Here is a 15,253-nt window from a genome sequence, read left to right as displayed (position 1 = left end):
GGCAGCCTCGCGCCGGTCGTGCTCGCGTATCCTGCGGCAGGTGCCCACCCCCGTGCCCAGCCCGGCCGCCGCGCTCCGTACCGCGCAGTTCAGGACGCTGACCGCCGGCTGGGCGCTGACGAACTTCGCCGACTCGGTGCTCGTCCTGATCCTGGCGGTGTGGGTCACCGACCTCACGGGCAGCGCGGCGCTCGGTGGTGCCACCTTCGCGGCGCTCGGCGTCCCGGCGCTCGCGGCGCCGTTCCTCGGCCGGCTCGCCGACCGCGTGTCCCGCCGTCGGATGCTGATGTGGACCTACGCGGCCGGGGCGCTCGTGCTCGTCCCGCTGCTCGCCGTCTCGCGCGCGGAGCACGTCTGGGTCGTCTACCTCGTGACCGTGCTCTACGCGACCGTCGCCTACGTGACGGCCGCCTGCCAGTCCGGCCTGCTCAAGGACCTGCTGCCCGACGCGGCCCTGGGCCACGCCAACGGGCGGCTGGCCGCCATCGACCAGGTGTTCCGCATCGCCATGCCGGTGCTCGGTGCGGCCGTGTACGCGTGGGTCGGCCCGGCGCCGCTGGTGGTCGCGGCGATCGTGGCCTTCGTCGCCTCGGCCGCCGTCTTCGCCGTCGTGCGGATCGCGGAGTCGCCGCCGGACGACGAGGCGCGGGCAGGATTCTGGGCCGAGGCCACCGAGGGGTTCCGCTACCTGTTCTCCACACCGCCGCTCGGCGGCATGACCACCGCGATCCTGTGGGCGATGGCAGCGGTCGGGCTCGTCAACGCGGTGGCCTTCGCGATCCTCGAGCACCTGGGCCTCGAGGCGGCCCTGCTCGGACCGCTGACGGCGCTGCAGGGCGTCGCCGGGCTGGCGGCGGGTCTCGTCGTCGGGCGGCTGATGCTGCGGTTCGGCCGGTTGCGGGTGTTCTCGCTCGGCCTCGTGGGCCTGGGTGTCGGTCTCGTGCCGCTGGCCGGGTCGTGGGTGCTGCCCGCGGTGCTCGGCATGGGGATCGTGGGCTTCACCGTCACCAGCGCCGTCGTCGCCTACGTGACCGAGCGGCAGGTGCTCACCCCGGTCCGCATGCAGGGCCGGGTCGGTGCCGCCAGCCACGTGGTGCTCAACCTGCCGGGGGTACTGGTGACCCTGGCCGGCGCGGCCGCGCTCGCCGTCATCGACCACCGGGTGCTGGTGGCCGTGAACGTGGCCGTGTGCCTGGTGTGCGGGCTGGTCGCGCTGCGGATGCGCGCCCCGGCTCCCGCCGCCGATTGACTACGATGGGCCCGCGCCTCCATAGCTCAATGGATAGAGCAACGGCCTTCTAATCCGTAGGTTGCAGGTTCGAGTCCTGCTGGGGGCACCCGTGCCGCTCAGGCGGCCAACGTCAACGACGCCTGGAAGATGCGATGTCGCCGCCGGACGAGGTGCGGCCGTCACGTGCCCGCGCCGACGGTCGCGATGACGGCTACGCCGCCCGCGACGAGCGCCCACCGAGCGGGCGGCGGTCATTCAAGCAAGCCTCCGCCGAGCGCTCCACCTGCGGGCCCGATCGTGACCAACCTCGCTCTTCGGCGAGGGGTACGGTCGGAGCGACCGCACAACGCCTCCGGACTGCCACAGAGAGGACCGCCATGGCGAGCTCCGAGCTCAAGCTCCAGGTGGATCTGCCCAGCGAGCACGAGACGGGGGTGCCGGCGGACTTCGCGTCCGTGTGGCACACGTCCACGTCGTTCGTCCTCGACTTCGTCGCCGCGAAGTCGCCGGCCAAGCCGGCGGTCGACCAGGCGACCGGCGCCCAGACCGGTGGCCGCGTGATGCCGGCGAGGGTCGTGTCGCGGGTACGGATCCCGCCCCAGCAGGTGTTCGAGCTGGCGCGGGCGCTCACCCAGCAGCTCGACGCCTGGGAGCGCGAGACCGGCCGGAAGGCGGACGGCTCCGGGCCGAAAGCCTGACCGAGGGCCGCCGTCGTCCCCGCGGACGGAGAAGTCGTGCCGTCGACGGCGCGCGCGTTTGGCACCGACCGCCGGGCACGCCAGGATGAGCCCGTGACTTCCTCCACGCGCACCTCCCGCTTCCGCGGCGGGCGGTCGGACGCCGCTGCGGCCGAGGAGCTCGGCCTCACCGTCCACGACGTCGCGCGCGACCTGCGCCGCGACGTCGCCGACGTGCGCCTCCCCCTGTCGATCGACGGCGCGCAGGAGGCTGCGGCGTCGCGCGACCGGCTGCTCGCCCAGCTCGACGAGCACCTGCTGCCACGGCTCGCCGAGCTCAGCTCGCCCGCCGTCGTCGTCGTGGCCGGCTCGACCGGTGCCGGCAAGTCCACCCTCTACAACTCCCTGCTCGGCGAGGAGGTCTCCGAGGCCGGGGTGCTGCGCCCCACCACCCGTGAGCCCGTCCTCGCCTTCAACCCGGCCGACGCCGACGTGATCGCCGACGGGCCCGTCACCGAGCTGTCCCGCGTGATCCATCACGACGGCGTCCCGCGCGGGACCGCGCTGCTCGACGCTCCCGACCTCGACTCGTTCGTGCAGGAGAACCGCTCGATCGCCCAGCAGCTCCTCGAGGGCGCGGACCTGTGGCTCTTCGTCACCACCGCGTCCCGGTACGGCGACGCGCTGCCGTGGCAGGCGCTCGCGCGGGCGACCGAGCGCGGGGCGTCCGTGGCCATGGTCCTCAACCGGGTCCCGCAGGCGGACCTCACCACGATCCGCGGCGACCTGATGGCGAGGCTGCGCGCCCACGGCATGACCGACACGCCGCTGTTCGTGGTCCCGGACGTGGGGCCGCACGAGGGGCTGCTCGAGGAGTCGGTGGTCCGTCAGATCAAGCGGTGGCTCCACATGCTGGCCGGGCCGGACCGGTCCCGGGCCGTCGTGGTGCGCACCCTCAAGGGCTCTCTGGCCGCGCTGCCCGGCTGGGTCACGTCCCTCGCCGACGCGGTCGAGGCGCAGGCCGAGGCCGCCACCAGCCTGCGCCGCCTCGTCGACGCCGAGCTGCCCGCCGCGGAGAAGCTGGCGCGGGACGCCGTGGCCGCGGGCGTCGTCGCCGGGGCGTCGGTCGAGGCGCGGTGGCGCGAGCTGTCCGGCACGGCCGGCGTCGACCGCGTCAAGGTCCGGGGCGACCGCGCCCGCAGCTCGCGCCGGGCGGGCCGCACCCGCTCGGAGGCGCTCGAGGTGCTGCGCGACGACGTCGAGGCCGCCGCCCAGCGGACCCTGACGGCGTCGGGCGCCCGGGTCGAGGAGCGGCTGCGGGCGCTCCTCGGCGGTCCAGCGGCTCCCGCCGGCGGCCCGTACGCGCTGCCGGATGCCGAGGAACGCGCCACGGCGCGTGGCGAGACCACGAGCAGCACGGTCGCGCAGTGGGCTGCGGGAGCGGACGACCGGGTGGCCGCGCTGCTCGGCCCCGAGCCCGCCGCACCCGTGCGAGCCGCGGCGAAGGCGTTCGGCGAGCGCGGCCTGGCGACGCTGCTGCTCGCGGCGGCGGCGGGCAGCGACGACGCCGCGCGGCTCCTGGACCGGGTCGTGGCCGGCGTGGCGTCCGAGCCGGTCGCGGCGCTGCGCGAGGACCTGGCCGACCGGGCCGCCCTCGTCGTCGGCGCCGAGATCGACGCGGTGCGCGCCCGGCTCGACTCACCCGACCTGGCGGACGACGCGGCCACCGCCCTGCGTCTGCGGCTCGCCGAGCTGAGGAGGCTCACATGACGACGACCTCGCACGACGCGACGCTGCGCGCGCGCACCGAGGACCTCGCCCAGGCGCTCGCGCTCGCCGGGCCCCGCCTGGACCGCGTGACGGCGCAGCGGGTGGAGACGGCCGTGGAGGGGGTCCGCCGTCGGCTCGAGCTGGGCGTCGACCACACGGTCGTGGCTTTCGCCGGTGGTACCGGTTCCGGCAAGTCCAGCCTGTTCAACAAGATCTCGCGGCTGTCGTTCGCGGACGTCGGGGTCAAGCGGCCGACGACGGCGCGGGTGACGGCCTGCTCGTGGTCCGACGGCGCCGAACCGCTCCTCGACTGGATCGGCGTCGACCGCGAACGGCGGATCACGCACAGCGAGGACCTCGAGGGCGACGGCGCCGCCGGGCTGGCGGGCCTCGTCCTGCTCGACCTCCCCGACCACGACTCGGTGGAGCCCGCGCACCGCGAGGTCGTGGACCGCGTGCTGCCCCTGGTCGACCTGCTGGTATGGGTGGTGGACCCGCAGAAGTACGCCGACGACGCCCTGCACACCGGCTACCTGAGCGGACAGGTGGGCTCCGAGTCCTCGATGGTGCTGGTGCTCAACCAGGTCGACACCGTGCCCGACTCCCAGCGGGAGAACCTCGTCGAGGACCTCGGCCGGCTCCTGGCCGACGACGGCCTGACCGGGGTGCACGTGCAGCCGGCGTCGGCGAAGACGGGCGAGGGCATCGGCCACGTCCGCGAGATCCTCGAGGAGGCGTGCGCGCGGCGGTCGGTGGCGGCCGGTCGTGCCGCCGCCGAGCTCGACTCCGCGGCGGCCGCGCTGCTCACGCAGGTCCCGGCGGACATCCCCTGGCAGCTCGACGCCGCCGTGGACCGCGAGCTCGAGCCCGTCGTGGGTGCCACCGGGCTCGACGCCGTCGCGAGCCAGGTCGGCGCCGCCGTGCGCAACGGCTACGGCATGCCCGAGGTCCCCGCGCCGGACCGGGACACGATCGCGCTGTCCCGGGCGCGCTGGCTGACCCGTGCCGGGGTCGCCCTGCGGCCCGGCTGGCAGCGGTCGCTGGCCGAGTCGGTCGCCGGGGCGGACCGGCTGCGTGCCGCCGTGGCCGAGGCGCTCAAGGGCGTGGACCTGGACGTGCGGGGTCCGGCCTGGTCGCGGCCGGTACGCCGTGCGGCCTGGATGTGCGCGGCGCTCGGGGCGCTGATGGTGGCCGCGGGCGTGCTCGCGCTGACGGGCGTGCTCGAGGTGGCCGGCCCGTGGGACCAGGTGCTGCTGGGCGGCGGCGTGGTGCTCCTCGCCGTCGCGGTGGTGCTGGCCGTGGTGCGGGCCGTGGTGCGCCGGCGGCTCGCCGCCCGGCGGAGGTCGGAGGTGGCGCGGCAGGGACGCGAGGCGGTGCGGGACGTGCTGGTGCGCCACCTCGGCGAGCCCACGCAGCGGGTGCTGGTGGATCACCGCCGCGTGCGCGAGCTCGCGCGGTCGGCGCGCGACCTGACGTCGTCCCGTCCGCTCACCGGGGCGCTGAGGCTATCCCCAGCCAGGGTGGCGTCCACAGAAGCACCGGAGCAGGACGACAGGGCCGCCACGTCCGCCTGAGCCTGGGGATGCGGTCGGCACGGTGCCGGCCAGAGACCCCAGGAGGACCTCATGAGCGAGGCCACGGTGACCGTGACCGGTTACGTCGGCACGACCCCTGCGCTGCACCTGTCCCAGAACGACGTCGCCTGGACCAGCTTCCGCGTGGGTAGCACGCGCCGGCTGCGTGACGCCGTCACGGGGGAGTGGCGCGACGGCAGGACCACATGGTTCACCGTCAAGGCGTTCCGCGGTGCGGCGCGCACCGTCTGCGAGTCCCTCGTGCAGGGACAACCGGTGGTCCTGACCGGGCGGCTCTCCGCCGAGGAGTGGACCGACCGTGACGGCCGCGACCGCGTGAACCTGGTGGTGGACGCCGACGCGATCGGTCCCGACGCCACCCGGGGGATGACGCGGTACACCAAGGTGGTCCACGAGTCGGGTCCGGTGCCCGACGACGAGGGCGGTTCCCCGTGGGCGGTCCCGGCGGCGCCGGACGACGCCCGCTCGCTGACCGGCGACGACGCGACGAGCGAGGCGTCGTCGGGCGACCGCTCCGGACGCGACGACGACCTGGTGGCGGACGACCTGACGGGCGACGACCGGCAGGCGGCGGGCGCCTACGTGGTCGACGAGCTCACCGGTGAGGCGGAACCGGTCGGCGGTTGAGGGGCGGCGTCGCGTAGGCTGGGGGACCGGCTGCACGCCGGTCCTCCGCCGTGCCCGCCGGTAACCCTCAGACAGCGCGATCGAACGGTGGAAACGAGCCAGTGGCTGAGTTCATCTACTCCATGTACAAGGCGCGCAAGGCGCACGGCGACAAGGTCATCCTCGATGACGTCACGCTGAACTTCCTGCCCGGCGCCAAGATCGGCGTCGTCGGCCCGAACGGTGCCGGAAAGTCGACGATCCTCAAGATCATGGCCGGCCTGGACCAGCCCTCCAACGGCGACGCGCGGCTGTCGCCCGGCTACACCGTCGGCATCCTCCAGCAGGAGCCGCCGCTGAACGAGGAGAAGACGGTCCTCGGCAACGTCGAGGAAGCCGTCGGGCCGATCAAGGCCAAGGTCGACCGCTTCAACGAGATCTCCACGCTCATGGCCGAGCCCGACGCGGACTTCGACGCGCTGATGGCGGAGATGGGCGAGCTGCAGGAGGCCATCGACGCCGCCGACGCGTGGGACCTGGACAGCCAGCTCGAGCAGGCGATGGACGCCCTGCGGTGCCCGCCGCCGGACGCCGACGTCACCGTGCTCTCCGGTGGTGAGCGTCGCCGCGTCGCGCTGTGCAAGCTGCTGCTGGAGAAGCCCGACCTGCTGCTGCTCGACGAGCCCACCAACCACCTGGACGCCGAGTCGGTGCTGTGGCTCGAGCAGCACCTGGCGACGTACCCCGGCGCCGTGCTGGCCGTGACCCACGACCGGTACTTCCTGGACCACGTCGCCCAGTGGATCTGCGAGGTCGACCGCGGCCGCCTGTACCCCTACGAGGGCAACTACTCGACCTACCTGGAGAAGAAGCAGGCCCGTCTCGAGGTCCAGGGCAAGAAGGACCAGAAGCTCGCCAAGCGCCTCAAGGACGAGCTCGAGTGGGTGCGGCAGAGCGCCAAGGGCCGGCAGACCAAGTCCAAGGCGCGCCTGGCCCGCTACGAGGAGATGGCCGCGGAGGCCGAGCGGACGAAGAAGCTCGACTTCGAGGAGATCCAGATCCCGGCCGGTCCGCGCCTGGGCAGCACGGTGCTGGAGGCCAAGAACCTGGAGAAGGGCTTCGGCGACCGCCAGCTCATCGACGGGCTGTCCTTCACGCTGCCCCGCAACGGCATCGTCGGCGTCATCGGCCCCAACGGCGTCGGCAAGACGACCCTGTTCAAGACGATCGTGGGCATGGAGCCGCTCGACGGCGGTGACCTCAAGGTCGGCGACACCGTCAAGATCTCCTACGTGGACCAGTCCCGCGGCGGCATCGACCCGGACAAGTCGCTGTGGGAGGTCGTCTCGAACGGGCACGACTTCATCCAGGTCGGCAACGTCGAGATCCCCTCGCGCGCCTACGTGGCGTCGTTCGGGTTCAAGGGCGCCGACCAGCAGAAGGCTGCCGGCGTGCTCTCCGGAGGTGAGCGCAACCGGCTGAACCTGGCGCTCACGCTCAAGCAGGGCGGCAACCTGCTGCTGCTCGACGAGCCGACCAACGACCTCGACGTCGAGACCCTCGGCTCGCTCGAGAACGCGCTGCTCGAGTTCCCCGGCTGCGCCGTCGTGGTCTCGCACGACCGGTGGTTCCTCGACCGCGTCGCCACGCACATCCTCGCCTACGAGGGCACCGACGAGGACCCGGCGAACTGGTACTGGTTCGAGGGCAACTTCGCGTCCTACGAGGAGAACAAGGTGGAGCGCCTCGGCGCGGACGCCGCGCGTCCGCACCGCGTGACCTACCGTCGCCTCACCCGCGACTGACCCCACCCTCCGTGCCGTTGTGGGCGCGATTTCTGGTCCGTTCTGCCCCGTTATGGGCGATCTTCGGGCCCAGAATTCGCGCCCACAACGCTCCGTGGGGCCGGTCGCGCACGGCGCGGCCAGGCGACACGACGACGCGGTCGCCTCCATGCACCGAACGTCCGATGTGTGCAGACTGGGCACATGACCGCGACCGGCCCGCCCGACGAGCACGACGAGCGCACCGACGGAGCCGTCTCGGCGAGCGCCGCGCTGACGCCCGACGCCGGTGCGGCCGCGCTGCTCGACGCGCTGGACGCGCTGCGGGCCCGGCTGGGCGCCCTACGGCTGCCGTTGGAGACCCCGGGCGTCCACCACGCCCGCACCGACCTCGCCCGGGCGACCGACCAGCTCGACGACTACCTCCTGCCCCGCCTGCGCGCGGAGCGTGCGCCGCTGCTCGTCGTCGTCGGCGGGTCGACGGGAGCCGGGAAGTCCACCCTCGTCAACTCGTTGCTGGGGGAGCAGGCGACGGCGCCGGGCGTCCTGCGCCCCACCACCCGCGCTCCGGTGCTCGTCCACCACCCGCTCGACGCCCGGTGGTTCACCGGTGACCGGGTGCTGCCCGGCCTGGCGCGGACCAGCGTCCACGGCACGCCGCCGGACGGCGCACGTGACGACGGCCGTGGCGACGACCGAGGACCGGCGGCCGGGCCGCGTGCGCTGCGTCTGGTCGCCTCCAGCAACCTGCCGCAGGGGCTCGCCCTCCTCGACGCTCCCGACGTCGACTCCGTGGAGGAGGCGAACCGCGACCTCGCCACCCAGCTCCTCGGCGCCGCCGACCTGTGGCTCTTCGTCACCACTGCGGCCCGGTACGCGGACGCGGTGCCGTGGGAGCTGCTGACGACGGCGGCGGCCCGGCGTGCGCAGGTCGCGCTCGTCCTGGACCGGGTCGACCCGGGCACGGAGGAGGTCGCGACCGACCTGCGCCGCCTCATGACCGAGCACGGTCTGGCCGAGGCCGCGCTGTTCGTCGTCCCCGAGGCAGGACCGGGCGGTGAGACCGTGCTGTCGGACGGGCTGCTGCCGGAGCAGGCGGTCGGCGAGCTCGCCACCTGGCTGACGGGTCTGGGCGGCGACCCCGACTCGCGGGCGCGCGTCATCGCTGCGACGCGCGACGGCGTCGTCGACGACCTCGTCCGGCGCGCGAACGAGCTGGCCGGCACGGCCGACGTCCAGCACGCCGCCGACGCGCGCCTGCGCGACGTCGTGGAACGCCACCACGCCGATGCCCTGCGACAGGTCGAGGCCGCGACGTCCGACGGCGCCCTGCTGCGGGGCGAGGTGCTCGCCCGGTGGCAGGACTTCATCGGCACGGGGGAGTTCCTCCGGTCGCTGGAGGCGCGTGCCGGGAAGGTCCGTGACGCCGTCGTGCGGGTCGTGCGCGGCCGGCCCAAGGAGGCGCCGCAGGTGGAACAGGCGATCGCCCACGGTCTCGAGTCCGTGGTGCTCGACGCGGCGGAGCAGGCCGCCGAGCGGACGTATGCCGCCTGGCGCGACGACGCGGCGGGTGCAGGGCTCCTGGACGGCCTCGAGCTGAGCCGCACCGCGCCCGGCCTGCGCCCCGAGGTCGCCGGGGCGATCCGCGCGTGGCAGGGCGACGTCCTCGAGCTCGTCCGGGAGCAGGGGGAGAGCAGGCGAGGGACCGCCCGGGCGCTGTCCCTCGGTGTCAACGCGCTGGGCGTGAGCCTGATGGTCGTCGTCTTCGCCTCGACCGCAGGTCTGACGGGGCTCGAGGTGGGCATCGCCGGCGGTACCGCGGTGGTCGCCCAGAAGCTGCTCGAGGCGGTCTTCGGCGACGATGCGGTGCGTCGCCTCGCCGCGCAGGCGAAGGAACGGCTCACGGCCCGCGTCGACGCCGTGCTGCGCGGCCAGTCCGCCCGGTACACCGCCCAGCTCGACGCACTCGGCACCGACGACGTGCGCGGCGACCGCCTGCGCGACGCGGCCCGCGACGTGGCGGCGGCGGCCCGCGACGAACGGGCCACCCGGTCACGGGCCGACGACGGCCTCACCCGGCCGTGGAGCGGGGGGATGCTGCGGGGCGCGGGGACCTTCCGGCCGCCGACCAGTCCCGAGGGCATCCCCGGGGTGCCGGGTTCGTTCGCGGGGCGCGGGTCCGCAGGCCTGACGACGGCCGACGCAGGGGGGCCCGAGGCCTCGGACGAGCCCAAGGTGCCGTTCTGGCGGCGCTGGCGACGGAAGGACCAGGGATGAAGCCGGATCTCGCCACCCGCACCGCGGCCCTGGCGCAGGCGGTCGCGGCCGGAGCCGGGCGGCTGGACCGCGAGCTGGCCGACGAGGCGCGCGGAGTCGTCGAGCGCGCCCGCGAGCGTGGCGGACTGAGCGCCGAGCACACGGTGGCGGCGCTCGCCGGTGCCACCGGGTCGGGCAAGTCCAGCGTCCTCAACGCCGTGGCCGGCACGGAGCTGGCGGAGCCCGGCGTGCAGCGGCCCACCACCTCGCACGCGCTGGCAGCGGTGTGGGGAGAGGGGGCGGACGACCTGCTGGACTGGTTGGACGTGCGGCGCCGGCACGAGATGGAGCCCGACGCCGACGCCACGCCCTCGAACCGATCGGCCGGGCTGCTGCGCCGTGCCCGGCCGCCGGCCGGCATCTCGACGGGGCTGGTGCTCCTGGACCTGCCGGACCACGACTCGGTGGTGGTCGAGCACCGGGTGCGCGCCGAGCGGCTGGTGGAGCGCGCCGACCTGCTGGTCTGGGTCGTGGACCCCCAGAAGTACGCCGACGCCGCCCTCCACGAGCGGTACCTGCGCCCGCTGGCGGGGCGCTCCGAGGTCGTGGTCGTGGCCCTCAACCAGATCGACCGGCTGGCACCCGACGAGGCCGAGGCGATCCTGGCCGACCTGCGGCGGCTCGTCGCCGCGGACGGGCTCTCCGGGGCGCGCGTGCTGGGGGTGTCCGCGCGCACGGGCGAGGGGGTCGACCGGTTGCGCGGCCTGCTCGCGGACGCGGCCCGACGGCGGGAGGCCGCCACCGCACGCCTGGCCGCGGACACGCGGGCGGTCGCGCGGCGGGTGGTGGACGCGTGCGGGCAGGCGCCTCCGGCCCGGGCAGCCGACCGGGCGCAGGGTGCGCTGGTCGACGCGCTCGAGGAGGCGGCGGGGGCCACCACGGTGGTCGACGCCGTCCGCAGGGCGGCGAAGCGGGACGCGCACCTGGCGACCGGGTGGCCGGTGACGCGCTGGATCACGCGCGCCCGCAAGGACCCGCTGCGTCGGCTCGGGCTGCGCAGCGACCAGGTGCGGGTTCCGGTCGACCGGCCGGACCTCGCCCGGACGTCGCTGCCCCAGACGCGCCCGAGCGTGCGGGCCTCCGCGGCGACGGCGGTGCGCACCTACGTCGACCAGGTCTCCGCCGGGGCGCCGGACGCGTGGGTGCTCGCCGCACGGGAACGGGGGACGGAGGCCGTCGATCGGTTGCCGGACACCCTCGACCAGGCCGTGGCCTCGACCCGTCTGGAGGAGGCGCGGCGCCCCGTCTGGTGGCGGGCGGTCGGAGTGCTGCAGTGGCTCCTGCTGGCGGCGGCGGTGGTGGGGCTGCTGTGGCTGGGTGTCGCGGCGGCGTTGCGCTACTTCCAGCTCCCGGCGCTGATCATGCCGGTCCTGACGTTCGACTTCACGCGGTGGGGCGGTGGGGCCTTCGACCTGCCGTGGGCGACGGTGCTCGCCCTGGGCGGCATCCTCGGCGGGCTGCTCGTCGCACTCCTCGCGCGACCGCTGGCCGCGCTGGGTGCGCGCCGGCGGGCCGGGCGGGTGCGCCGTCGTCTGCGGACGTCGGTGGAGGCCGTGGCGCGCGAGGACGTCCGTGAGCCGGTCGCGGCGGAGATGGCCGCGCTGGCCACGTGCCGTGAGCACGCGGCGACCGCGGCGGCGTGAGGCGGGTGGTGAGACACCGCCGCGCGCTGACCGGGCGTGGAGCCGTGCGACGATGCCAGGCATGACCCGTCTGCACGTCCCCGTCTCGCTGCGGTGGTCCGACCTCGACGCCTACCAGCACGTCAACAACGTCGCGATGTTCCGGCTGCTGGAGGACGCCCGCATCACCGCGTTCTGGCGCCACCCGGAGGCCGAGGATCCGTGGCCGACGGCGATCCTCGACACCGGCCCGCACGCGACGTCGCACACCTTGGTGGCCGGGCAGCAGATCGAGTACCTGCGACCGCTCGGGTTCTCCCGCGACCCGGTGCGCATCGAGATGTGGATCGGGGCGATCGGCGGCGCCTCGCTCGAGGTCTGCTACGAGGTGTACGACGGCGCTCCCGGCGGCTTCCCGCGCACGGGCCCGGCGTCGGGCCTGGAGCCCTACACCCGGGCGACGACGACGATCGTGGTCCTCGACGCCGAGGCAGGGCGCCCGCGCCGGCTCTCGGCCGACGAGCGGGCGGTGTTCGCGGAGTTCGCCGGCGACCCGATCGTCTTCCGCCGCCGCCGCTGACCCTCGGGCTCGGCACGGCAGTCCCGGCCGAGCGTTGTGGGCGCGATTTCTGTGCCACGAAGTCCGGCGAAGCGGACGTAGCGGGCCAGAAATCGCGCCCACAACATCGGGTCAGGTGGTGCAGGGCTGTCCGTTGGCGGTGGGTGCCGCGATCTCGGCAGGGCTGCCGGTCCCGATGAAGCCGACCGACGCGGTCGCGCCCGGTGCGAGGTCGGTCTGCCACGCCGGTCCCGTCACGGTGACGTGCGCGCCGGTCTGGGTCACGTTCCCGCCCCAGGACTGCGCGACGGTCTCGCCACCGGTGAACTCCCACGCCAGCTCCCACGGGGCGAGGGCCTGGTCGCCGGTGTTGGTCACCTTCATCTCGCCCTGGAAGCCGCCCTGCCACCGGCCGACGACGGCGTAGTCGGCCGCGCACGAGCCCTCACCCGGGTCCTCGCTCGGGTCCGGGTCCGGCTCGGTGGGGTCGGGAGTGGGCTCGGGGTCCGTCGGGTCCGGGTCCGGCTCGGTCGGGTCCGGCGTCGGCGTCGGCTCCGGCGGGGTGCCGCCGAACTCGCCGACCACGATGCCGCGGCCGTTCGTGCCGACGTAGACCCGCCCGTAGACGTCCGGGTCGCCGGTGATGGCACCGCCCGTCCAGGCGTACTGGTGCTCGTCGTCGTTGATCCGCACCCAACTGGCACCCGCGTCGTCGGACCGGAAGATGCCGCGCACGCCGTCGATCTTCGACGAGGTGTACACGGCCGGGTGGTCATGGCCCTCGGCAGCCTTGCCGAAGCCGATCGTGTCACCCTCGTCGACGCCGGCGACGGGCTCGAACGTCTCGCCGTGGTCGGTCGAGCGCCACATCCCGTAGACGCCGTCGGTCTCGCCGCCGGCGACCCACACGTGCCCGGCGTGGCCGGGGACGGCCTCGACGTGGTGCCGCCCGGCGTCGGGCAGCCCGGTCGCGGACGACGCGGCGAAGGTCGCGCCGCCGTCGTGCGAGGTGTAGAACGTGCCGTCGGCGAGCGCGTAGAACACCGACGGGTCCTCCCGGTCGGCACGCACGGTGGCGCCGTCGGGCACACCGGTCGAGGGTGTCCAGGACGAGCCCAGCGACGTCGAGACGTGCACGCCGGTGCCCTCGGGGCTCCACACGATCGCCGAGCCGTCCGCCGCCATCGCCACGTTGCCGGGACCGGTGGCGCCGGCCGGCTGCTGCCCGGCCCACCAGGAGTCACCACCGGAGGTGGTCACCCCGAGGAGCTGGTCGCCGCCGGTACCGACGCGCACCATCGTGTCCGGCTCCTGCCACGCGACGTCGAGGCTCAGCACGCCGCTCTGGTACGGCTGGGTGTAGCCGTAGGCGTCGGGCACCTGGGTGATGTCGTGGTGCACGAAACCGCCGATGTCGTACATCCCCGAGACCAGCTCGACGTCCCCGGGCGGGGCCACCAGGTCCTGGACCGCCGTCTCCTCGATGCCCTGGGCCCGGACGGAGATGTCGACCGTGCCGCCGTCGTCCCACGTGGTGAGGTTCTCGCCGCCGTAGACCGTGGCGCCGGTGCCGTACAGGAAGCGGTCCGAGTCGAACGGGTCGATCTCGAAGCTCTCGGTCATCCAGCCCAGCTTGGGGGAGTCCTCGGGCGGAGTGCCGGTGCTGCCGAAGTCCAGCCACGGTGCCCCCGAGATGTCGAGGTCGTAGCGCTTCGACCGCTTCGGATAGCTGGTCCACTCCCAGATGGGCTCCCAGGTCTCACCGCGGTCCGTGGACCGGAAGACCTGGATGTCGGGGTACCACGAGATCTGCGAGACCACCATGATCGTGTCCGGGTCCTGGCGGTCGATCGTCAGGCCGGAGTACCCGAAGTAGGCGTCCGGGTCGTCGGAGGGCACCGGGCTGATGCGGGTCCACCCGTCCGTGGCGGTGTCGAGGCGCCACACGTCGCCGGAGCCGCCGTCGTACGGGCCGCCCGTGTCCGACGTCGCCACGTAGAGCTGCCCGGCGGTGTGGTCGAGCTCCGCCTTGTGCGGGATGAACCCGGTGGGCTGGCCGGGCACCCGCTCCCAGGTCTCGCCGGCGTCCGTGGAGCGGTAGACGTTGTTCTCGGTGTCCGCCACGCCGACGTAGATCGTCGGGGTGGGCTCGCCCGGCGTGCCGGAGGTCGGGTCGAAGAGCGTCCACACGACGCCCTGGATGCTGTCGCTGTACTCGCCGCCGTCGGGGTCGGCGACGTAGTTGCCGGGGTTCGGGAAGCTCGTGACCTCGGACCAGCTGGCGCCCGAGTCGGTGGAGCGCCACAGGCCGTTCCCGCCCTCCGTGCCCAGGTAGAGCACCGAGCTGTCGTTCGGGTCCACCATGAGACGCTCGCCCATGCCGCGGCCGGGCATGTTCCCTCCCACCTTGAACGGCAGGTCGGTCTTCGTCCACGTCTCGCCGCGGTCGGACGAACGCAGCACGGCCCCGTCGTTCGGGTCCCAGGAGTTCGTGTAGGAGCCGACCATGACGTAGACGTTGTCCGGATCGACGGGGTCGGTCGCGAGCGACAGCACCCCGGAATGGCCCCAGTCGTCCCAGCCGACGTGGTCGAGCAGGGGCACCCAGCGCTGGGTGGCCTGGTCGAGCCGGTAGGCGCCGCCGACGTCGGTGCGCGCGTAGACGAGGCCGGGCTCGGACTCGCTGTACACGATGCCGGGGACGAACCCGCCGCCGACCATCTCGACGTTGCGCCAGTCGTAGTCGTCGGCGATGCTCGCCGGCGCGGCGGCGAGCGGAGCGGCGGGCGTCTGCGCGACGGCGGCACCCACCCCCGCGGCCACGAGCCCGGTGGTCGCCAGCACGGCGACCGCTGGTCGAAGTCTCATCCGATCTCACTCCTCGGTGCGGACGGACCGGGCCGCGGCCGGTGGCCGGCCCGGGTGACACGTCGTCGTGTCTGGGACGCACCGTAGTCGAAGCGCTTCGACTCAAGGGAGCCGGATGTGAGCGCGAAACGTTTAGGAGCCAGCACCCGTCGAAGGACCGCGAAGAGTTGTGGGCGGGAAATCTGGGCGCGAGATCGCCACCAAAGGTGCGTATCGGGCCAGATT

10 protein-coding genes and 1 tRNA gene are annotated in these 15,253 nt (G+C 74.2%); 10 read left to right on the top strand and 1 reads right to left on the bottom strand.

Translation table 11 applies throughout. The annotated features are described in order from the left end of the window. Window positions 1–40: 40 nt before the first annotated feature. From MWU57_RS15635 to MWU57_RS15590, 10 genes are all read left to right on the top strand, one after another. A complete protein-coding gene (locus MWU57_RS15635) occupies window positions 41–1,249 on the top strand; it encodes an MFS transporter (protein ID WP_246910432.1) in 1,209 nt (402 codons plus the stop codon). A 15-nt stretch (window positions 1,250–1,264) separates the two neighbouring features. Then, window positions 1,265–1,337, top strand: a tRNA-Arg gene (locus tag MWU57_RS15630). 271 nt (window positions 1,338–1,608) lie between these two features. Next, a complete protein-coding gene (locus tag MWU57_RS15625) occupies window positions 1,609–1,929 on the top strand; it encodes a DUF3467 domain-containing protein (RefSeq protein WP_106266543.1) in 321 nt (106 codons plus the stop codon). 93 nt (window positions 1,930–2,022) lie between these two features. Further along, window positions 2,023–3,678, top strand: a complete 1,656-nt coding sequence (locus MWU57_RS15620; RefSeq protein ID WP_246910429.1) for a GTPase — start codon at window positions 2,023–2,025, stop codon at window positions 3,676–3,678. After that, window positions 3,675–5,252 carry a GTPase gene (locus tag MWU57_RS15615; protein WP_246910426.1) on the top strand — a complete coding sequence of 526 codons (1,578 nt, stop codon included), beginning with the start codon at window positions 3,675–3,677 and terminating at the stop codon, window positions 5,250–5,252. Before MWU57_RS15620 ends, MWU57_RS15615 begins: the two co-directional genes overlap by 4 nt. Window positions 5,253–5,303: 51 nt before the next feature. After that, a complete protein-coding gene (locus MWU57_RS15610) occupies window positions 5,304–5,900 on the top strand; it encodes a single-stranded DNA-binding protein (RefSeq protein WP_246910422.1) in 597 nt (198 codons plus the stop codon). Window positions 5,901–6,001: 101 nt separating this feature from the next. Then, window positions 6,002–7,684, top strand: a complete 1,683-nt coding sequence (ettA, locus tag MWU57_RS15605; protein ID WP_106266538.1) for an energy-dependent translational throttle protein EttA — start codon at window positions 6,002–6,004, stop codon at window positions 7,682–7,684. A 183-nt stretch (window positions 7,685–7,867) separates the two neighbouring features. Then, a complete protein-coding gene (locus MWU57_RS15600) occupies window positions 7,868–9,940 on the top strand; it encodes a dynamin family protein (protein WP_246910418.1) in 2,073 nt (690 codons plus the stop codon). Next, window positions 9,937–11,622 carry a GTPase gene (locus tag MWU57_RS15595; protein ID WP_246910416.1) on the top strand — a complete coding sequence of 562 codons (1,686 nt, stop codon included), beginning with the start codon at window positions 9,937–9,939 and terminating at the stop codon, window positions 11,620–11,622. The genes MWU57_RS15600 and MWU57_RS15595 overlap by 4 nt, the downstream gene beginning before the upstream one ends. 61 nt (window positions 11,623–11,683) lie before the next feature. Continuing rightward, window positions 11,684–12,181, top strand: a complete 498-nt coding sequence (locus MWU57_RS15590; RefSeq protein WP_246910414.1) for a thioesterase family protein — start codon at window positions 11,684–11,686, stop codon at window positions 12,179–12,181. 111 nt (window positions 12,182–12,292) lie between these two features. Here MWU57_RS15590 and MWU57_RS15585 read toward each other — a convergent pair whose 3' ends face one another. Then, a complete protein-coding gene (locus tag MWU57_RS15585) occupies window positions 12,293–15,028 on the bottom strand; it encodes a cellulose binding domain-containing protein (protein WP_246910412.1) in 2,736 nt (911 codons plus the stop codon). Between the last annotated feature and the right edge of the window lie 225 nt (window positions 15,029–15,253).

Origin of the sequence: Isoptericola sp. S6320L (assembly GCF_023015685.1) — a bacterium.
Taxonomy (GTDB): Bacteria; Actinomycetota; Actinomycetes; order Actinomycetales; family Cellulomonadaceae; genus Isoptericola; species Isoptericola halotolerans_A.
Note: the sequence above shows the minus strand (reverse complement) of the source record. Positions and strands in the feature narration are given on the sequence as shown.